Raw genomic sequence first — 20,476 nt, 5'->3', positions numbered from 1 at the left:
CGCCCCCTTCAACCCGGAACATCCCTACCTGCCTGAGCTGCGCAACTCCGCAGCGCATCATCCACAACCGCCAGTTCGCCTTGCACGGTACCCGGCGTGGTCCGTGTAAGGCTGGTAATGCGTGTATCCATGACAGCGCGCAAGCGCTCGCGGGCCTCCTGTCCGCACGGCGTGCGCGGCTGCCAGGCGCTTGCGGCGTCGGCTTGCTTCTTCAACGCATCAAGGGCGGCTTCTCGCTCGCCGTTAGTCGCAGCTTCGGTGCGGGCCACCTGCGCACGCCATTCGCTTACCACACCGTGCAGGTCATGGCCGTCGGCGGTGATCGCCGCCGCGTCGCGCTGCCGCGCGCCATGCGAGGCGGTAAGTGCCAGGATCAACGTCGTTACCGAGGCGACAAAGGCCACGCCAACCACGATAGCGACGGTACGGCGGCCATTGCCTGGCGGCCGCCCCTGAATGTTCTGCTCCGCCATGGAAGCCTCCTGCGTAGGTTCAGGGCCCCATTGTGCCCCACGGTCGTTGGCGCTGAGCCCCCAGCGAGACCGACAGCGGCGATATGCCCCAGCCCCGGACCGTGACCCGGCTAACGGGCACGCATGGGCTTACGTCGCTATAGTCGAACGCTTCTTCAAAGGAAGCCGACCGCATGCCCCGTTTGCGTAACCTCGCCCTCCTCGCCGCACTGACCGCCGCCTTCGCCGGTCCTGTGGCCGCCGAAGACCTGAAGGTCATGTCCTTTAACGTCCGGACGATTACCGGCCCCGATGGCCCGAACCGCTGGGAAATGCGCAAGGATCTCTTCGCCGACACCATCCGCCAGATGGACCCGGATGTGATCGGTACCCAGGAGCTCGGGCAACAGCAGGGGGACGACACGGTGGCCCGCCTGCCCCAGTTCACCTGGTTCGGCCGCGACCGCTTCGGCGCGCACAAGGACGAACACATGGGCATTTTTTACCGGAAGGATCGCCTGAAACTGGTGAAGTCCGGTGATTTCTGGCTTTCCGACACGCCAGATAAAGTGGCCAGCATTACCTGGGGGAATATTTTCCCGCGCATGGTGAACTGGGCATTATTCGAACGGCTCTCGGATCACAAGCGCTTTTATCTGCTGGATACGCACTTCCCGTATCGCGACTCGGACGAAGAAGCGCGCTCGAAGTCAGCGCACGAGATGGCTGAGTGGACGAAGAAACTTCCCCCTGGCACCCCGGTCATCATCACGGGCGATTTCAATACCGGCCCTGATAGCGAATCGCACCGCATGCTCACGGCAGCGTTCAAGGATGCATGGCTGACCGCCCCGGCGAAGAAGGGCCCGGAAGACACCTTCCATAACTTCACCGGCAAGGCGGACAAGCGCATCGACTGGATCCTCTACCGGGGCGTCGAAGCAAAGAGCGTGGAGACCATTACGATCTCGAAGGACGGCCGCTACCCCTCCGATCACTTCCCCGTCCAGGCCGACTTCTCCCTCTAAAAGCCCCTTCCCTTGTAGGAGCGCGCTTGCGCGCGATGCTCTCACCGCGAGGGCCACCCCCAGCCCCCGCGGTGACATCTTGCGAAGCAGCGTGGCGACAGCGATAGTCGCCACATCTTCCGGGGAGAGGACTGGCCCATGCGCCGTCTCATTGCGCTGCTCTTGCTCGCGTTCACCATGGCCGTGGCCCACGCCGCACCGCCACCTTCGTACTTCGACAACACCGGCCGCGACGACGTACTCGCCGGCGGTGTGAAAATGATCACGATCGATACCCCTAAGGGGAAGTTCCGGGTCTGGACCAAGCGCGTGGGCAACAACCCCACGATCAAGGTCCTGCTCCTGCACGGCGGCCCCGGGGCCACGCACGAGTATTTCGAAGCCTTCGATAGCTACTTCCCCGGTGCGGGCATTGAGTATTACTACTACGACCAGCTCGGCTCGGCCTTCAGCGACAAGCCGACCGATCCTTCGTTGTGGGAGATCCCCCGCTTCGTCGAAGAGGTGGAGCAGGTCCGCCAGGCCTTGCACCTGGACAAGGACAACTTCTACGTCCTCGGCCATTCCTGGGGCGGCGTGCTGGCGATCGAGTACGCACTGAAGTACCAGCAGCACCTGAAGGGCCTGATCATTTCCAACATGGTCGACAGCATCCCGCAGTACAACACGTACGCGAAGACCGTGCTGATGCCGGCCATGGACCAGAAAAAGCTCGCTGACGTGCAGCGCATGGAGCGGGAGCACAAGACGAACGATCCCGCCTACATGGCGATCCTCATTCCCATGCACTACCAGCAACATGTACTGCGTATGCCGGCCGACCAGTGGCCGGAGCCAGTGAACCGCTCGTTCGGACATATCAACGAGCAGATCTACGTCTCGATGCAGGGCCCCAGCGAATTGGGTGCCAGCGGCAAACTGCTGCACTGGGACCGCAGCAAGGATCTGGCAAAGATCAAGGTGCCGACCCTGGTCATCGGCGCCACCTACGACACCATGGATCCGAAGTACATGGAGGCCATGTCGAAGAAACTGCCGAACGGGCACTTCCTGCTTTGCCCCAAGGGGGCGCACCTGGCTATGTATGATGACCAGCAGACGTATTTTGCGGGGTTGATCAAATTCCTGAAGGATACCGATTCGGCGAAGCCTTGAGGTTTCGTTGATCGCGCGCAAGCGCGCTCCTACATGGGGCCGTTGCGTGGGAGGGCCTGCGCAGGTCTTGTGTAGGAGCGCGCTCGCGCGCGGCGGGGGCTGCCGAAGCCCCCTGACTCGCCAGTCTTCGCTCCTGAGACGTCTTTCTGGCACCATCGTCCGGTTAACGACGCGCCGACGCGCGCTGCCGGATCGCTAAAGCCATGAATTTGCAAGCCAATTACGAACAGATTCCGCTCAAGGACTACGCCGAGCGCGCCTACCTCGACTACTCCATGTACGTGGTGCTGGACCGCGCCCTGCCGTTCATCGGCGACGGCCTGAAACCGGTCCAGCGCCGGATCATCTACGCGATGAGCGAGCTCAGCCTGGGGGCCCAGGCGAAGCCGAAGAAATCCGCGCGCACCATCGGTGACGTGATCGGCAAATTCCATCCGCACGGCGATTCGGCCTGCTACGAGGCCATGGTGCTTATGGCCCAGCCGTTCTCGTACCGCTACCCGCTGGTCGATGGCCACGGCAACTTCGGCTCCTCGGATGATCCGAAGAGCTTCGCTGCCATGCGCTACACCGAGTCACGCCTCACCCCGATCGCGGAAGTGCTGCTTTCCGAGCTCGGCCATGGCACCACCGACTGGTCGGCCAACTTCGACGGCACCCTGGAAGAACCCACCTGGCTACCCGCCCGCGTACCCCACGTGCTGCTAAACGGCTCGATGGGCATTGCCGTGGGCATGGCCACCGATATCCCGCCGCACAACCTGCGTGAGGTGGCCAGCGCCTGCATCCGCCTGCTGGATGACCCGGACGCCACCATCGCAGACCTTTGTGAGCACGTGCAGGGCCCGGATTACCCGACCAAGGCCGAGATCATCACGCCGCGTCGCGAACTGGCGGCCATGTACCAGACCGGTACCGGCTCGGTGCGCGCCCGCGCGATCTACGAGCGCGATGATGGCAACGTCGTCATCACCGCCCTGCCCCACCAGGTATCGCCCTCGAAAATCCTCGAGCAGATCGCCGCGCAGATGCGCGCGAAGAAACTGCCGATGATCGAGGACCTGCGTGACGAGTCCGATCACGAAAACCCCATCCGCCTCGTCATCGTGCCGCGCTCGAACCGCGTGGACATGGACGAAATGATGCAACACCTCTTCGCCACGACCGATCTGGAGAAGAGCTTCCGCATCAACATGAACATGATCGGCCTGGACGGTCGCCCGCAGGTGAAGGATCTGAAAATGATCCTCACCGAGTGGCTGCGCTTCCGTACCGATACGGTTACCCGCCGCCTGAACCACCGCCTCGGCCGCGTTGAACGCCGCCTGCACATGCTCGAAGCCCTGCGCATCGCTTACCTCAACCTGGATGAGGTGATTCGCATCGTCCGTACCGAGGACGAGCCGAAGCCGGTACTCATGGCCCGCTTCCGACTGGATGACGAGCAGGCGGATTACATCCTTGAAACCAAGCTGCGCCAGCTGGCGCGCCTGGAAGAGATGAAGATCACCGAGGAGCGCGACAAGCTCGAAGAAGAGCGCGCGCGGATCAACGTGCTGCTGAAGTCGCCGGCGAAGCTGAAGGGCCTGATCAAGGAAGAACTCCGTGCCGATGCCGAGAAGTTCGGTGATGAACGTCGTTCACCGCTGATCGAGCGCACCGTCGCGCAGGCGCTGGATGAGAGCGCGCTAGTCGCCTCCGAGCCGGTCACGGTCGTGCTTTCGCAGAAGGGCTGGGTCCGCGCCGGCAAGGGCCATGATGTCGATGGCGAGGCCCTGTCCTACCGCGAAGGCGATAGCCTGGCGGCCATCGCACGTGCCCGCACGACCCAGCAGGTGGCGTTCATCGATTCAACGGGCCGTGCGTACGCCACGCCCGCACACACGCTGCCTTCTGCCCGCGGTAACGGTGAGCCCCTGACCGGCCGGTTCAGCCCGCCCTCCGGTGCCCGCTTCGATGCCGTGGTGGCTGCGGATAACGATACCCGCATCATCCTCGCCACCGACTTCGGCTACGGCTTCGTGACCCGTTTCGAGGCGCTGACGGGCCGCCAGAAAGCTGGCAAGCAGATCATCTCCTTGAGCGATGGTGCGCGCGTGCTCAACCCCGCGATCACCCCGGACCCCTCCCGTGACCGCATCGTGGTCGTGACCAGCGAAGGCCACCTGCTGATGTTCTCCGTCGCCGAACTGCCGGAGCTGGACAAGGGTAAGGGCAACAAGCTCATCGAAATCCCGAAGGCCAAGCTGTCCTCGGGCGAAGAGCGCGTCGTCGGCGTAGCCGTCGTTACCGAGGGCAAGGGCGAGGTCACCATGTATGCCGGTGCCCGCAAGCTCACCCTGAAGTGGGCCGACCTGGTCGAATACGGCGGCAACCGCGCCACCCGCGGCGGCGTGCTGCCGCGCGGCCTGCGCCGCGTCGAACGCATCGAAACCACCGGCTAAAGACTGTTGTAGGAGCGCGCTTGCGCGCGATGGGGGCTTGCGGAAAGACCCATCGCGCGCAAGCGCGCTCCTGCAATTAAAGGCGGGTGTAGGTCCAGGAGACCATGCGGCCGTCCTTGTACGGCATGACGCCGTGGAACGGGCGTGGGTCACCGTCGAACACGAGCGGCAGGAAGTTCCTGTCGCCTTCCCACATGGGCAGCGTGTCCAGTTCGTCTGCGCGTACCCACTCCAGGGTGCCTTCGGGGTTTTCGCTCAAAGGCTCACCCTCGAAGCGGGTGATCACAAAGATGAATCCCAACCAGTCTTCACCGTTCTTGCCGAAGCCCGGCCAGTTGAGCGTGCCGCGAAGGCTCATCTCGGTGCATTCGATACCGGCTTCTTCGCGGATCTCCCGGCGCATGCAGGCCGCGATGTCCTCGCCCGGCTCCATCTTCCCGCCCAGACCGTTGTATTTGCCCAGGTGCTGGTCATCCTTACGGGCATTGCGGTGGATCATCAGCACGCGCTGGCCGTCGGGCGACAGCACGTAGCCGAGGGTGGCGACGATAGGCGTATAGGGCATGGCTTGCGGGTGTGGGGTAAACCCCAGAGTTTACGCCCCTTCCCGCCCGCGGATCCGGGTTGCCGCGCGATTGCCTTGCACCAGCCCTTGCACCCGCCCCACCCACCCGGCGAACATCGGCGGATGCCCCACCGCCGTATCCGCCGCATGGCCAACCGCCTTATCCTTCGCAGCCTCGCCCTGGCCAGCCTTGCCGGCCTGTTCATCGGCTGCGCCGCACCCGCCGACGCCGTGGACGGTCGTGATGTCGTGTTCGACAGCCAGTCCTACTTCGTGGCCACGGTCGATACCCGCCGCGATGACATCGAGCTGTTCTGGCGCAATCCGGACACGGGCCAACCCTTTGCCAGCATCGAAACACTCAAGGGCTGGACCGCTGGCAAAGGCCGTCTGCTCGCCTTCGCAACCAATGCCGGCATTTACGATCGCGAATTCCGCCCGCTCGGGCTTTACGTAGAAGATGGCAAGACCGTCGTCCCGCTGAACCGTGCCCACGGCAACCCACGCTCGGGCAACTTTTCGCTGCTGCCAAACGGCGTCTTCGCGATCTACGATGATGGCACCGCTGAGGTGCGGAGCACCGAGGCTTTTGCCGCCGGCTCGCGCAAGCCGCGCTGGGCCACGCAGTCCGGGCCGATGCTGGTCATCGACGGCGAGGTGAACACCCAGTTTGACAACGGTTCCGACAGCATGAAGTGGCGCAGTGGCGTCTGCGCAAAGTCACCACACGACGTGGTCTTTGTTGTCAGCCGCGCGCCGGTGAACTTCCACTCGTTCGCCCGGCTATTCCGCGACGCGCTCGGTTGCCGCGATGCGCTGTTCCTCGATGGCACCATATCCCAGGCGTGGACGCCCACGAATGGTTATGCGGGTGCGCCCGCCTTCATGACCAAGCCCTACGCCGGCATGGTTGCGGTTTTCCCCAAGCGACGCTGATAATCCATGCGCACTGCTCTCCGCCTGCTGATCGGTCTGCTTCTCCTGGTCGTGCTGGTGGTGGCGGCGGCCTATGTCGCGCTCTCCGGCAGCCTTGCCCGGCTGGATGGCAGCCTGGCGCTACGCGGGCCAACGGCCCCGGTCACGCTGGAGCGCGATGCCCTTGGCACGCTCACCGTCCAGGCAGCGAACCGGCGTGATGCCGCATGGGCGCTGGGCTTCGCCCACGGCCAGGATCGCTTCTTTCAGATGGACCTGCTGCGCCGGGTGGCTGCGGGTGAACTGGCTGCGCTGGCCGGTGAACGGGCCGTGGGTCTCGACATGAACCACCGCGTGCACCGCATGCGTGCCGTGGTCGAAGCCGCCTACGAGTTTCTCCCGAACGACCAGCGCGAGGTCATCGACGCATATCGCGACGGCGTCAACGCCGGGCTCGGGCAACTGCGCGTGCGCCCCTGGGAATACCTCCTGCTGCGCCAGGAACCGAAGCCCTGGAAAAGCGAAGACACCTTGCTCGCGCTGGGCGCGATGTACTTCGACCTGAATGAAAACGGCACCAACGGGCGCGAACTCGGCATCTCGCGCCTGCGCGTCGTGCTGCCTGCGTCCCTGGTGGATGCGCTCGTCGCGCCTGACCCGACATGGGAAGCACCGCTGGACGGTTCGCGCTCGCCCGACATCGTGCTCCCGGGCCCCGGTGTATTTGACCTGCGAGGGCAGGAAAAGCTCGCGGAGCACGCCATCATCCCGGCCAGTGAAGCCATGCCCGGAAGCAACAGTTTTGCCGTCGGCGGCATGCTGACGGAGAACGGTGCCGCCATCGTGGCGAACGATATGCACCTTGGCCTGAGGGTTCCCAACATCTGGTTCCGCGCTCGCATTCGCTTCCCGGATGCCTCGGCGCCCGGTGGCATCCGTGACCTCAACGGTGTGACGCTCCCCGGCACCCCGGCGCTCGTCGCGGGTTCCAACGGCCAGGTGGCGTGGGGCTTTACGAACAGCTACGGCGACTGGATGGACTTTGTACGGGTCACCCGCGACAAGGGCGACCCGTCGCGATACACCACGCCGACGGGCAGCGCGGCATTTACGGTGCACGACGAAGTGATCGAGGTGGCTGGCGCGGAGTCGCGCCACCTGAAGGTTGAGGACACGCCGTGGGGACCACTGGCCGCGACCGACACCGACGGCACGCCGCTGGCCCTCGCCTGGATCGCGCACCGGCCCGACGCGTTCAACCTGGGCATCATGGCGCTCGAACGTGCGACGGACACCCACGCCGCGCTGGCCGTGGCCTCGCGCGCCGGCATGCCCCCGCAAAACCTGCTGGTCGGCGACCGTACGGGCCACATCGCATGGACGATCATCGGCGACGCCATCCCGCTGCGCGAGCCCGGCGTGCCCGGCTGGACCGGCTTCGCCGACGCGGGCAGCTACCCGCGCGTGATCGATCCTGCAGATGGCCGTTTGTGGACTGCCAACAACCGAACAGTCGGTGGCGCCGCGCTGGCGCTCCTTGGCAACGGTGGCCATGACCTGGGAGCTCGCGCGCAGCAGATCCGCGACGACCTGCAAGCGCGCGAGCACTTCGTACCGGGTGACATGCTCTCGATCCAGCTGGATGACCGCGCATTGTTCCTCTCACGCTGGAACGACCTGCTGCAGGCAACCCTCTCGCGCACGCGTGATGGCGAGCTCGACCCTCTACGCCAGGCCACGGCACGGTGGATGGGGCACGCTGCCGTCGACAGCGTCGACTACCGCGTCGTGCGCACTTTCCGGGAATACGTGCACGCCCTGGCCCTCGCGCCGTTCGCCGCCCGGGCTACAAAGCGCTTCCCGGATTTCACCTGGCCGCGAGGCACGACGGCGGAAGGCGCCGTATGGCAAATGTTGGTCCAGCGCCCGCCGCACCTGCTCGACCCGTCATGGGCAAGCTGGGATGCGCTCCTGGAAGCCGCCGCGCGCCAGACGGCGCAGGAACTGGCGACCCGGCCTGGTGGTATCGCAGCGCGAACGTGGGGAGAGCAGAATACGTCGCACATCGAGCATGCACTGTCAGGTGCGCTGCCCCATGTGCTGTCGCACTTCGTGGACATGCCCGTCGAGCCGCTGGCGGGCGATACCGACATGCCACGCGTGCAGGCGCCGGCCTTTGGCGCATCCGAACGGTTCGCCATCTCACCGGGGCACGAAGACGAAAGCTACCTGGAAATGCCGGGCGGCCAGAGCGGCCACCCGTTGTCACCGTTCCATGGGGCGGGCCACGAGGCATGGGTGCAAGGGCATCTCACGCCGTTACTCCCCGGCCCCGGCGAGCACACGCTCGTCATCAGCCCGCGTTAGCGGCTCGCGGGCATGGTGGCCGCATTTCCAATGCAGCGCCCACGCCACGAGTCACTGCCAGGGGATGTGCACGGTCATGCCGTCGGACCACGCGCCCCGCTCCTTTGGCACGACGGACCGATCGCGGCCCTGACGGTAGTCCGCACAATAGCCATCGAAGCGGCAATGGTTCCAGCCTACTTCGTAGATCATGTGGTATGGCAATGCACGCCCCTCGTTGCCCGCGAGGGGCACATCCCACAGCAGCTCATGCCGCGGGTTGAGCGTGGCGGCCAGCGGTGTCGCGGACGCAAGGCTACCGCCATGCTTGCGGGCATCGATCCACCGGAAGAGCGCTGCCACGTCGGGTAGCCACCAGGTGCTCCTGTAATTCAGCGTATCGGCGTTGCTGCGCGTATGCACAAGTGAGAGCTCAACCTGTGACGACTTCGTGGTCGAACGCATGAGGTTTACGCCAAAGGTGAACGAAAGCGAGATCTTGCTCTCGCCAAACCCCGTGGAGATCTTCGCATCCCCACCGACATTCACGGCTTCACCACTGGCTACCGTGACCTTTCCATCCATCGAGTCGTCAGGAAAAAGCCGCCGCACCGTCGCGGCGACAGGACAATCCGACGGCCGCCACGGCAGCGCATCCTCACAGCGAAACAGGAGAACGTTGCTGACCAGCGGAAAGCCAGGGTGCAATGGCCACGCCGTGACGACCTCGCGCCCCTGGATCGGCCCCCACCCCGCATGAATAGCCGCATCCATCAGGTTGTGGACAACGCGCGTATCCGGGTCGTACCAGGCCTCCGTCCCGACGACGCGGGAAAAGCCGCTGCCTGCGCCCTCATTCAGCGTCTTCGTCCAGAACGTGAAGCTCACCGCCGACGCGTCGGCGGGATCTTCGTTGCGAATGAGCGCCCACTCGGTCGTGATCGTCAGACGCACATCGTACGGCCCGAAGAAAGGCTCGATGGTAAATTGCGAGGCCTCCGCCACGTGCTGTGACAGCGTTCCATACTGACACCAGCGGCGCATCTCCCGGCGAAAGGCCCTGCGCTCCGCGAGTGTCGGCGTGGTGTCGCCGAACAGTTTCGATGCGACCTCGTGACTGAAGACGCGACACACGTGCGACGGCGACGTTGCGGGAACGCTGAATTCGACGTGGCGCTGCCGTTCGAGCCCGGGCTCGTCGCGGCGGCTACGTGGCGCGGTGCCGAAGATCGTGGCGTCCGCCCATCGCCACGCGGCAAGGATCTCACTGCGCGTGGCGTCATCGGGCGCATCGAAGCCGGCTATGCCAAGGCCGGCGGAAGGATCGATGACTACGGTATTGGTGGCCGGCCACCCCATGACATCGTCAGGACGCACGCGCAGGAGCAATCCGGGCCGACCCGCGAGCACCAGGCGCTGCCCGTCATCGAGTAGCGCCAGCACCTCGCGCCGGATGCCAGCGATATCGTCCGCATCGTCCACGGCGATGATGCGCAGTGGCGTGCGCTGCGCCGCGGCAGGTACGGCGCTGGCGCCTTGCGATGGCGAAAGGGAGAAAACGAACAACAGGGCGATGGCACATGAGCGCATCTGGCATCCTTGCCGCGAAGACGAACAGGAATGCTGGCACTCCGGCCACTACTTCGCTATACGCCCACTTCCCGACGAGGTGCTGACATCCGCCCCGGTCTCACGTCAGCATGCGCCTACAGATGGCCTCGTACAGATCGGGAAGGCGCTCGAGGTCTGCGATGGAAACGCATTCATCGACCTTGTGGATCGTGGCATTGACCGGCCCCAGCTCGATGACCTCCGCGCCCATCGGCGCGATGAATCGCCCATCGCTGGTACCACCACCGGTGCTCTGTTCCGGGTCGATACCGCACAACTCGCGGCAGACGTCGGCAACGACGCCACGCAAGCGGCCGCCTGGTGCCGCCAGGAACGGGAGCCCCGAGAGGTGCCATTCCGCAGCGTAATCGACGCCGCGCGCCTCCAGGATCGCCTCGGCGCGGGCACGCAGCCCATCCGCCGAGCTTGCCGTGGAAAACCGCCAGTTCACCAGTGCGATAAGTTCGCCCGGGATCACGTTATTCGCGCCAGTGCCGGCGTTGATGTTCGATACCTGGAATGACGTCGGCGGGAAGTCCGCGTTGCCTTCGTCCCAGCGCTCGGCCGCCAGCGCCGCCAGTGCCGGGGCGAACGCATGGATGGGATTCTTCGCTTTCTCCGGGTAGGCCACGTGGCCCTGGATGCCATGCACGGTCAGCGTCAGCGAAAGCGAGCCACGGCGGCCGACGCGGATCAGGTCTCCAAGTTGCGCCTTCGCCGACGGCTCACCCACCACGCAGTGGTCGATGCGCTGGCCGGTCTTGTTGAAGTGCTCGACCACCTCGCGGACGCCGTGGAGTGCCACGCCTTCCTCGTCGCTGGTGAGCAGCAGGCCCACGGTGCCCGCATGGCCTGGGTCCATGGCAACGAAGCGCTCAAGGGCAACGACCATGGCAGCGACGGAACCCTTCATGTCGGCAGCGCCGCGGCCGTAAAGCATGCCGCCCTTTTCCGTAGGCTCGAACGGCGGCGTAGCCCAGTGCTCCTCGGGACCGCTCGGGACAACATCGGTGTGCCCGAGGAACGCCAGCACCGGCCCGCCCGTGCCATGGGTTGCCCAGAGATTGTCCACGTCGCCAAAGCGCAGGTGCTCGATACGGAAGCCGAGCCGCGCGAGCCGGTCAGCGATCAGCGGAAGACAACCGGCATCCTCCGGCGTGACGGAGCGGCGGGCGATCAGGTCATGTGTGAGTTCGAGGACTGGGGACATCAGGTGCCAAAGCGCTTCTTGAAGGCGTTATCGGTAAACCCGACGCTGACCTCATCGCCCGTGACCACGACCGGGCGCTTGATCAGCGCCGGGTACTCCTTGAGCAACAGCGTCCACTCCGGATCGGAGCGCGGATCCTTTCGCTGCGGCAGCAAGGTGCGCCAGGTGGTCGACGCCTTGTTGACCAGCTTCTCCCAGCCACCCAGCTGCTCCGACCATGCTTTCAGCGTGGCCGGGGGCACCGGGTTCGCACGGTAATCGACGAACGTATACGCGACGCCGAAGCGATCGAGCCAGTTACGTGCCTTCTTGCAGGTATCGCAGTTCGGCAGGCCATACACCGTGGTGGTCATCGCTTCACTCACCGCTACGCAGGAGTTCGTTGATGCCCGTCTTCGAGCGGGTCTTCTCATCCACCTGCTTCACGATGATCGCGGCATAAAGGCTGTGCGAACCGTCCTTCGCCGGCAGGTTGCCGGCCACCACCACGCTGCCAGCCGGCACGCGGCCGTAGCTGATCTCGCCAGTGGCGCGGTTGTAGATGCGGGTGGACTGGCCGAGGAATACACCCATGCCGATCACGGAGCCCTTCTCCACGATCACGCCCTCGACCACTTCCGAGCGCGCGCCGATAAAGCAGTTATCCTCGATGATCGTCGGGTTGGCCTGTAGCGGCTCGAGCACGCCGCCGATGCCCACGCCGCCGGAGAGGTGCACACCTGCGCCGATCTGCGCGCACGAGCCCACGGTGGCCCAGGTATCGACCATGCTGCCGGCGCCGACGTAGGCTCCGATGTTCGTGTAGCTCGGCATCAGCACGGCGTCCTTCGCGATGTGCGCGCCGCGGCGCACGAGCGCGCCGGGAACGACGCGCGCGCCAAGGTTGGCGTATTCAGTGGTATCGCCTTCGGTGAAGCGCAGCGGCACCTTGTCGAACGCGCTGGACGGACCACCGTCCATCACGCGATTGCCGTTCATGCGGAAATACAGCAGCACGGCTTTCTTCAACCACGCATGCACGACCCAGCCGCCCTTGCCGTCGGGCTCGGCCACACGGCGCTCGCCGGATTCCAGCAGATCGAGCACCTGGTCGACCACGACGCGCAGGCCGTTGTCACCCTCGATCTCGTTCTGGGTCAGGTCGGCGCGACGCTCAAAGGCGTTCTCGATGACGGATTCAAGCGTTTGCATTTGCATCAACAGGGGTCCTGGGGGTTTCGAAACCGATATGGCGCAGCAGGCACTCGCGCAGGATCTCCTGGCGCGCGGGCGAAAGCGCTGCGTTGTTCCGGTCGGTGAGCTGGAAGAAATCTTCGACGCGCTCGCCAAACGTGGCGATACGCGCATCATGCACGCGCACCTCCGCTTCGGCCAGCGCCTGCGACACGGCGGCCAGCAGACCAGGCCGGTCGGTACAGACCAGCGACAGCTGCGTGCGCTCGCCAATCGGGCTGAATGCGACGCGCGGCGCCATCTGGAAATGACGAAGGTGGCGGGAGATACCGCGCTTGGGCGCGCTGTGGCCCTCGGGATGGTCCAGCGCGCGTATCAGGCGCAGGCGCAACTCTTCCGCACGCTGCAACGACGCCGGCGCCTGGGTTTCCGATTCGAGCAGCAGGAAGGTATCGAGCGCCATGCCGGTATTTGAAACCAGGATGCGCGCCTCCACCACGGAGAAGCGCAGGCGATCGAGCACCGCCGTCACGGTGGCGAACAAACCATCGCGGTCGGCCGTGTAGACGAACAGCTCGGTACTACCCCGCACGGAGAACGGGTGGACCTCGACCAATGGCGTCGCGCCGCCTGCGCGAAGGATGGCCGCGGTCTGCCAGGCAATTTGCTCGGCGCGGTGGCGCAGGAAGCTCAGTTCAGGGAACTCCGCCCACACCTTCGCGATGTCGTCCGCGGCGAAATGTTCCGCCACCAGCATGCCGAGGGCACGCTCGCGACACTCACGGACACGCGAACCGACAATGGCCGCGTGGCTGACGTCGCCACGCAATGCAAAACGCGTGGCCGTGTACAGGTCGGACAGCAGGCGATCCTTCCACGCGTTCCACAGCTTGGGGCTGGTACCGATGATGTCGGCGATGGTCAGCAGGTACAGGTGATCGAGATGCTCCCAGTCGCCCACCACGTTGGCAAAGCGGTGCACGACCTCGGGGTCCGTGATGTCCTGGCGCTGGGCGGTCGTACTCATCAGCAGGTGCTGGCGGACCAGCCATGCCACGAGGTCCACCTGGTCGTCGGGCAAGCGCAGCCGGCGACAAAACGCCTTGGCGTCCTCCTCGCCCAACATCGAGTGGTCCCCACCGCGGCCCTTGGCGATATCGTGGAACAGCGCCGCGAGCAGCATCAACTCCGGGCGTTCGATGTGCGGCCAGATCTCGCAACCCACCGGGAATTCACGACGCGCAGCCGGGTCGGCAAAGCGCGCGACATTGCGCAGCACGCGCAAGGTGTGTTCATCCACGGTGTACACATGGAACAAGTCGTACTGCATACGCCCCACCACCTTGCCGAACGCCGGCAGGATGGCGGCGAGCAGGCCGTGACGGTTCATGCGCCAGAGCGCATCCACGGCAGGCGCGCCACGCCGGAGCAAAGCAAGGAAAGCATCGAGCACCGCCTGATCATCGGCCAGCCCCTCGCCATGTAGCGATACGGCGTGCTGGATGCGGCGCATGGTTTCGGCGGTGAAGCCCGTGATGCCCGGCTCATCGAGCCGCGCGATGAAGATCTCCACGAGCGCGGCCGGCCGGCGCACGAACAGATGCGGATTGCGCAAGGCGATTCGCGAACCGTAGCGCACGTAGTCGCTGCCGATGGCCGCGGGCTCCGTCACTGGATCGAGCATTTCCTCGAAGCGTTCCACCATCTGCGTACCGGAGCGCTCGATCTGGGTAGCGGCCCGGTAATAGCCCTGCATGAATTGCTCGACGCCCAGGTTCTTCGCGTGCTCGTCCTCGAAACCGAGGCGTATGGCCAGCGCGCGCTGGTAATCGAAAAGCAGGCGCTCCTCGGCGCGGCCCGCTTCCAGGTGCAGCGCGTAGCGATACCTACGCAGGGTGGCTTCGGCACGGCCGAGCTTCGCGGCTTCCACCGGCTCCAGCAGACCCTCGGCGACCATGGCATCGAAATCCGCCGCATGGGCCAGGCGACGGCCCAGCCAACGCAGGGCATCCAGCGTGCGCAGCCCACCCGGGCCATCCTTGAGATTGGGCTCGAGGTTCTGCGCCGTATCGTCGTAGCGGGCATGGCGCGCGTCGCGCTCAGCAAGGCGGGCGGCCAGGTATTCACGCGGCGGCCACAGTGCAGGGTCATCGAGGATCCCGCGCAGGTCGTTGGCCAGGATCGGCCACCCGGCGAGACGACGGCCATCGATCAGGCTCGTGAACACACTGGCGTCGCGAGCGGCCAGTTCACGACACTGCTCGACCGTGCGCACGGCGTGGCCTGGCTTCAGGCCGATATCCCAAAGGCAGGCGAAAAAATGTTCCAGGGCGCGGGAAAGGGCCGGCGAGTTCTCGCCCACCATGGCCAGGAGGTCCACGTCGGAACAAGGGAACAACAACCCGCGGCCAAAACCGCCGACGGCGAAAAGTGCGGCCGCGGCCATATCCCCCAGGCACGCGCCCCAGGTATGCACGACCACCTTCTCGACGATTTCCCCGCGTCGCCTGGCCAGGGCGGTAGCGTCCTCTCCCTCGCCGAACGCCGTATCGAGCGCGCGGTCGGCATCACCCAGTAGCTGGCGCAGCGACCGCCGTGCCTCGGGGGATACACCGGAGCGGGGAACGACGGCCGGCAGGCGTGGTAGCGGGGGGAGCGTCACGTCGGGGCCCCTTGGCGGGTGGATGGGCGACCCCGCGCCACGCGGGGCGAGGTCGCAAACAACGTCAGGCGGCGTCCGGCCAGGGCGTGAGGATCTCGAAGCCGTCGTCCGTGACCGCCACGGTGTGTTCCCACTGCGCGGAGAGCGAATGATCCTTGGTGACCACCGTCCAGCCATCGGGCAGCGACTTGGTCTGCGGTTTACCGGCGTTGATCATCGGCTCGACCGTGAAGGTCATGCCGGGCTTGAGCTCGAGGCCCGTGCCCTGGCGGCCGTAATGCAGGACCTGCGGTTCGTCGTGGTAGACCTTGCCGATACCGTGCCCGCAGTACTCGCGGACCACCGAGAAACCAGCGGCTTCGGCGTGCTTCTGGATCGCCGCGCCTACGTCGCCCAGCGTCGCGCCCGGCTTCACTGCCTCGATGCCCTTCATCATGGCCTCGAAGGTCGTCTCGACCAGGCGCTTGGCCAGTACGCTGGGCGCGCCCACGAAGTACATCCGGCTGGTATCGCCATGCCAGCCGTCCTTGATGACCGTGACATCGACATTGATGATGTCGCCGTCCTTCAGGACCTTGGTTTCGGTGGGAATACCGTGGCAGATCACATGGTTGACCGAGGTGCACACGGTCTTGGGGAAGCCCCGGTAGCCGACATTGGCCGGAATCGCCTTTTGCACGTTCACGATGTGGTCGTGGGCCAGGCGGTCCAGCTCCTCGGTGGTGACGCCCGGCTTGACGTGCGGCACCAGCATGGCCAGCACCTCGGCGGCCAGCCGGCCGGCCTCGCGCATGGATTCGATTTCTTCGGGGGTCTTCGGTACGACTGCCATGGTGTCTCTCTCTTTTTCCTTTGCCCTCAGGGGGATGGGCTCACCACACACGTGGCGGTGCCCCCGGCGGATTTCCAGCCCCACGCTTGCGGTGAGCGCAGGGCGGAGGCTACAATTAGCGAGTTTTGCTGCCCGGCGAAGCCACTCTTACGTGGCCACGGGGGTGAAACGACAGCGCGATTGTAACCGCACGACGCCACTATTGGCCCGGCGCAAGGCAGTCGCTTTTAACGCCACACACGCATCGGCACCGCCTTCGGGGTGCCTTGCCCCGCCGTCGATGAGCGAAAGGCTCCGCGGCATGGGCAGGGTCGAAGCCGGGGATGCGTGGAGGTCCCAACCCCCATAGAACCGCCTCAGTGCGGTTCGCCCAGGAGTAATTCCATGGCACAAGTCACCATGCGCGAGATGCTGGAAGCCGGCGTCCATTTCGGCCACCAGACCCGCTACTGGAACCCCAAGATGGCTCCGTACATCTTCGGCGCCCGCGGCAAGATCCACATCATCAACCTCGAGAAGACCCTCCCGCTCTTCAACGATGCGATGAACTTCCTCTCGGGCCTGGCCCAGAAGGGCGGCACCATCCTGTTCGTCGGCACCAAGCGTTCGGCCCGCGAAGCCCTGGCTGAAGAAGCCGGCCGCGCGAACCAGCCGTTCGTCACCGCCCGCTGGCTCGGCGGCATGCTGACCAACTTCCGCACCGTGAAGCAGTCGGTTGCCCGCCTGAAGGAACTCGAAGCCGCCGAAACCGACGGTTCGTTCGATCGCCTGGTCAAGCACGAAGTGCTGGCCCGCCGCCGTGAGCGCGACAAGCTGCAGAACTCGCTGGGCGGCATCAAGGATATGAATCGCCTGCCGGACGCCCTGTTTATCGTGGACATCGGCCACGAAGACATCGCCGTCCAGGAAGCCCGCAAGCTCGGCATCCCGGTCGTCGCCGTCGTCGATACCAACTACGACCCGGCCCTCGTCGACTATGCCATCCCGGGTAACGACGACGCCATCCGCGCCATCCAGCTCTACGCCCGCGCTGCCGCCGATTCCATCCTGGAAGGCAAGGCCGCCGCTCCGCAGCACGCCGCCCGCGGCGATGCCAACGAGTTCGTGGAGATGGACGAAGCCGGCAACCCGGTTGCGAAGGACGAAGCCCCGCGTGGCGAGCGTCGCAACGACCGCGGCCCGGCCAAGAAGGGCGCAGGTGCACCGCGTCGCGAAGGCGGCCGTGACGGTGGTCGTGGCCGCGCGTAAGCGCCCCACCCCGTAACCTGCTCTTCCGCTTCATCCGCGCCGCGGCACCCATGCCGCGGCGCACTTCAAACTTTGAGGAATTACCATGGCTGAGATCACCGCAAGCCTCGTCAAGGATCTGCGCGAGCGTTCCGGCGTCGGCATGATGGAGTGCAAGAAGGCACTCGTCGAAAACAACGGCGATATCGAAGCGGCAATGGAATCGCTGCGCAAGAGCGGCGCGGCCAAGGCTGACAAGAAGTCCGACCGCGTCGCCGCCGAAGGCCTCGTCGCCGTTGCCACCCAGGGTGGCAAGGCCGTCATGGTCGAAGTGAACAGCGAAACCGACTTCTCGCAGCGCAACCCGGAGTTCATCCAGTTCACCAAGGATGTGGCCAACGTTGCCCTGTCGTCGGGCGCCAAGGATATCGACACGCTGAAGGCCGCCAAGCTCGGCGACACCACCGTGGAAGATGCCGCCAAGGCCCTGACCCTCACCATCGGCGAGAAGTTCGACGTCCGCCGCATGGCGACGATCGAAACCGACGGCTCGCTGGGTGCGTACTCGCACGGCGGCCGCATCGGCGTGCTGGTGGCCCTGAAGGGCGGCTCGGAAGAGCTGGCCAAGAACATCGCCATGCACGTCGCCGCGATGAACCCCAAGTTCATCAAGGTCGAAGACGTCCCGGCTGATTTCCTTGAGAAGGAAAAGGAAATCGAGCTGTCGAAGATGACGGACAAGGAAAAGCAGAAGCCGGCCGAGATCCTCGAGAAGATCGTGTCGGGCAAGGTCAACAAGATCCTTGCCGATGTGACCCTCGTGGGCCAGGCCTACGTCATCGATACCGACATCACCGTCGCCGAAGCCCTGAAGAAGGGTGGCGCGGAAATCATCGCCGTCGAGCGCCTCGCCGTTGGCGAAGGCATCGAGAAGGTGGTTGACGATTTCGCCGCCGAAGTGATGAAGCAGGCAGGCCTGGCGTAAGCCAATCTACCTCGCTAACGAAAACCCGGCGAAAGCCGGGTTTTTTTTGGCTCTGCGCGCGCTGGGTGCTCGCGACACCGATGGATGCCGCCGTGGGAGCTGACCCTGTCGGCGACGCCGTTTGCCCAAACGCCGCAGGGCCTCCTCATCGAGGCGAAAGATGTCGTCCACAGGGTGGACTCCCACGAGGCGGGCTCGACCCGCACGAACAAAAAAAGGCCGCGATTACTCGCGGCCTTTTTTGGTGCCAGGCGTTGCGGCATCGCCGCTTCGTTGGCTTATCGCGTGCGAGCACGCTCCTACACGTAGGCCGCGTTGCGGCTTACTGGGCAGCAGCCGTGCTGGCCGGGGCCGGGGCGGTGCCCGCTTCGGCCGGGGCTGCGGCCGTGGAGGAACCGGCCGGAGCCGCTTCTTCCAGGCCCGGCTGCTTCATGCCGGCTTCCTGTTCCGGAGTCTGGTCCGGCAGGTTGTCGCCCTGAAGCGGCAGGTAGATCTCGAACTTCTGCTCGTCGTAACCCTCGATGGTGCCGTGGTTATTCACCGGCGCCTTCGTCTGGATATCGTAAGCGCGGTTCACCACGTCGTCGTACTTGTAACCGTGGGTCTGCGCATAGGCAGCCAGCATCTGGCGCGTCTGCGGCAGGCCGGCACCGGTGCCGCTCCACTCAGCCTTGAGGGCCTTGCCACCGAAGGCGAGCACAGCCTTGACGTTGCCATCGACCACGACGCGACCGAAGCGGTCCTTGCTACCCGGGGCAGCCGTCTCGGCGGGAGCCGCCGGCGTAGCCGACGTCGATGCTTCAGCCGGAGCGGCAGCATCAAGGGTCGGGCGCTGGGTGGCAGTCAGTTCGATGTCCTGGCCATCGATCTTCACCGTGGTGGCGTCGATTTCAGCAGCCACGTCGAACGTGTAGTTCTGGTCGCCCCAGTTGGTCGTGAACGTGATGCGCGGGCTCACGATGTTCACGCCCAGCTTCTTGGCGGCCGCCTGGATCTCGGCCATGGCCTTGTCCGACGCGGTGTCGACGTCGTCAAGCGTACGCGGGGCCGTGGTGGAAACGAACAGGATGGGCTTGGCCGGCTGGTCGGCGATCGACGGAACCATCTTGCTGTAGTCGATGTTGGGGATCGACGCCATCAGGTTCTGCAGGTTGCCCAGGCTGAACTGGATCAGCGAATCCGGATCACCATGGATGTACAGGTTGCTGAAGCGATCCACCAGGTTGAAGCCGTAATCAACATCGTAAGCCCAGACCACGTTCACGAGCTTCTGGCTGCGGCCAGTGCGCGCAAGGGTGATCGTGAACTTCTTGTTGTGGCCGCGCCAGTTGTTCTCGAGATTCCAGACGATGGTGCCCTTGCCTGCATCGCTGATCCCGGCAAAGCCCGGATCGATGGAGGCGATTTCGAGGGAGCCATCACCCTGCTTCGGGTCGCCGGCCTTCCAGGAGATCTTGGCGCCCGGGCCATAAGCCTTGCCAGACAGCTCGAACTGCAGCTTCGGATCGAGCGTGCGCTGCACACTGTAGTCCGGGTAGCGGCGGAAGTTACTGAAAACGTCGTAGACCTGGCGCAAATCCTTGCTGATCACCAACGGGCGCTCGACATGTCCAGTCGAGGGCATGGCCACGCCAACTACGACGCCTAGTACGGCGACGATGACGATAGCGACAAGAAATTCTAACAGACGCGTCATTCCACGATTCTCCGAACGTCTTTGAACAGGCAACCCCCGGCTGTGGAGTCCGCGCGGTCACCCCTGAAGAATCGGCCCGTGGCATGGGTATGCCATTGCCGAAAGAACCGATGGTAGCCGGTCATGGCGTCGAGCGCCATTGGGTCCCCTGCCCTTTTTCCCAACCCGGCACAAC

15 protein-coding genes and 1 pseudogene are annotated in these 20,476 nt (G+C 65.0%); 7 read left to right on the top strand and 9 right to left on the bottom strand.

What is annotated here, in order from left to right:
- Positions 1–8: 8 nt before the first annotated feature.
- Positions 9–473, bottom strand: coding sequence for a hypothetical protein (locus tag VGN46_RS01510; RefSeq protein WP_331639875.1), 465 nt, complete (start codon positions 471–473; stop codon positions 9–11).
- A 173-nt stretch (positions 474–646) separates the two neighbouring features.
- Between VGN46_RS01510 and VGN46_RS01505 the strand changes: the two genes are divergently transcribed.
- The 3 genes from VGN46_RS01505 (at position 647) to parC (ending at position 5,079) form a co-directional block, all read left to right on the top strand.
- Positions 647–1,480: an endonuclease/exonuclease/phosphatase family protein gene (locus VGN46_RS01505; protein ID WP_331639873.1), complete on the top strand. Its 834-nt coding sequence runs from the start codon at positions 647–649 to the stop codon at positions 1,478–1,480.
- Positions 1,481–1,618: 138 nt separating this feature from the next.
- Positions 1,619–2,635, top strand: coding sequence for a proline iminopeptidase-family hydrolase (locus VGN46_RS01500; protein ID WP_331639871.1), 1,017 nt, complete (start codon positions 1,619–1,621; stop codon positions 2,633–2,635).
- A gap of 203 nt (positions 2,636–2,838) precedes the next feature.
- Positions 2,839–5,079: a DNA topoisomerase IV subunit A gene (parC, locus tag VGN46_RS01495; RefSeq protein WP_331639868.1), complete on the top strand. Its 2,241-nt coding sequence runs from the start codon at positions 2,839–2,841 to the stop codon at positions 5,077–5,079.
- 76 nt (positions 5,080–5,155) lie between these two features.
- Here the strand turns inward: parC and VGN46_RS01490 are convergent, their stop codons facing one another.
- Positions 5,156–5,644 carry an 8-oxo-dGTP diphosphatase gene (locus VGN46_RS01490; protein WP_331639866.1) on the bottom strand — a complete coding sequence of 163 codons (489 nt, stop codon included), beginning with the start codon at positions 5,642–5,644 and terminating at the stop codon, positions 5,156–5,158.
- Between the two features lie 123 nt (positions 5,645–5,767).
- Here VGN46_RS01490 and VGN46_RS01485 point away from each other — a divergent pair, with 123 nt between their 5' ends.
- A complete protein-coding gene (locus tag VGN46_RS01485; protein ID WP_331639864.1) occupies positions 5,768–6,580 on the top strand; it encodes a phosphodiester glycosidase family protein in 813 nt (270 codons plus the stop codon).
- A 6-nt stretch (positions 6,581–6,586) separates the two neighbouring features.
- A complete protein-coding gene (locus VGN46_RS01480; protein WP_331639861.1) occupies positions 6,587–8,926 on the top strand; it encodes a penicillin acylase family protein in 2,340 nt (779 codons plus the stop codon).
- A gap of 51 nt (positions 8,927–8,977) precedes the next feature.
- Here the strand turns inward: VGN46_RS01480 and VGN46_RS01475 are convergent, their stop codons facing one another.
- The 6 genes and pseudogenes from VGN46_RS01475 to map all read right to left on the bottom strand — a co-directional run bounded on the left by VGN46_RS01475 (position 8,978) and on the right by map (position 16,393).
- The gene (locus tag VGN46_RS01475) at positions 8,978–10,495 is read right to left on the bottom strand and encodes a hypothetical protein (RefSeq protein ID WP_331639859.1); all 1,518 of its coding nucleotides are present in this window, start codon (positions 10,493–10,495) and stop codon (positions 8,978–8,980) included.
- A gap of 100 nt (positions 10,496–10,595) precedes the next feature.
- Positions 10,596–11,726 (bottom strand): succinyl-diaminopimelate desuccinylase, encoded by a 1,131-nt coding sequence (dapE, locus tag VGN46_RS01470; protein WP_331639857.1) that lies wholly within the window; start codon positions 11,724–11,726, stop codon positions 10,596–10,598.
- Positions 11,726–12,079 carry an arsenate reductase gene (locus VGN46_RS01465; RefSeq protein ID WP_331639855.1) on the bottom strand — a complete coding sequence of 118 codons (354 nt, stop codon included), beginning with the start codon at positions 12,077–12,079 and terminating at the stop codon, positions 11,726–11,728. Before VGN46_RS01465 ends, dapE begins: the two co-directional genes overlap by 1 nt.
- 4 nt (positions 12,080–12,083) lie before the next feature.
- Positions 12,084–13,073 carry a 2,3,4,5-tetrahydropyridine-2,6-dicarboxylate N-succinyltransferase gene (gene dapD, locus VGN46_RS01460; RefSeq protein ID WP_414675197.1) on the bottom strand — a complete coding sequence of 330 codons (990 nt, stop codon included), beginning with the start codon at positions 13,071–13,073 and terminating at the stop codon, positions 12,084–12,086.
- A pseudogene (glnD, locus tag VGN46_RS01455) lies at positions 13,015–15,738 on the bottom strand ([protein-PII] uridylyltransferase); the annotation flags it as partial. The pseudogene glnD and the gene dapD, both read right to left, overlap by 59 nt.
- On the bottom strand, positions 15,626–16,393 hold the full coding sequence (gene map, locus VGN46_RS01450) for a type I methionyl aminopeptidase (RefSeq protein WP_331639851.1): 768 nt from the start codon (positions 16,391–16,393) through the stop codon (positions 15,626–15,628). The pseudogene glnD and the gene map, both read right to left, overlap by 113 nt.
- Before the next feature lie 384 nt (positions 16,394–16,777).
- Between map and rpsB the strand changes: the two genes are divergently transcribed.
- Positions 16,778–17,641: a 30S ribosomal protein S2 gene (gene rpsB / locus VGN46_RS01445; protein WP_331639849.1), complete on the top strand. Its 864-nt coding sequence runs from the start codon at positions 16,778–16,780 to the stop codon at positions 17,639–17,641.
- 85 nt (positions 17,642–17,726) lie between these two features.
- Positions 17,727–18,605, top strand: a complete 879-nt coding sequence (gene tsf, locus VGN46_RS01440) for a translation elongation factor Ts (RefSeq protein WP_331639847.1) — start codon at positions 17,727–17,729, stop codon at positions 18,603–18,605.
- 322 nt (positions 18,606–18,927) lie between these two features.
- Here tsf and VGN46_RS01435 read toward each other — a convergent pair whose 3' ends face one another.
- Positions 18,928–20,301: a polyketide cyclase gene (locus VGN46_RS01435; RefSeq protein WP_331639845.1), complete on the bottom strand. Its 1,374-nt coding sequence runs from the start codon at positions 20,299–20,301 to the stop codon at positions 18,928–18,930.
- Positions 20,302–20,476: the final 175 nt, after the last annotated feature.

Origin of the sequence: Luteibacter sp. (genome assembly GCF_036500425.1) — a bacterium.
Lineage (GTDB): Bacteria > Pseudomonadota > Gammaproteobacteria > Xanthomonadales > Rhodanobacteraceae > Luteibacter.
Note: the sequence above shows the minus strand (reverse complement) of the source record. Positions and strands in the feature narration are given on the sequence as shown.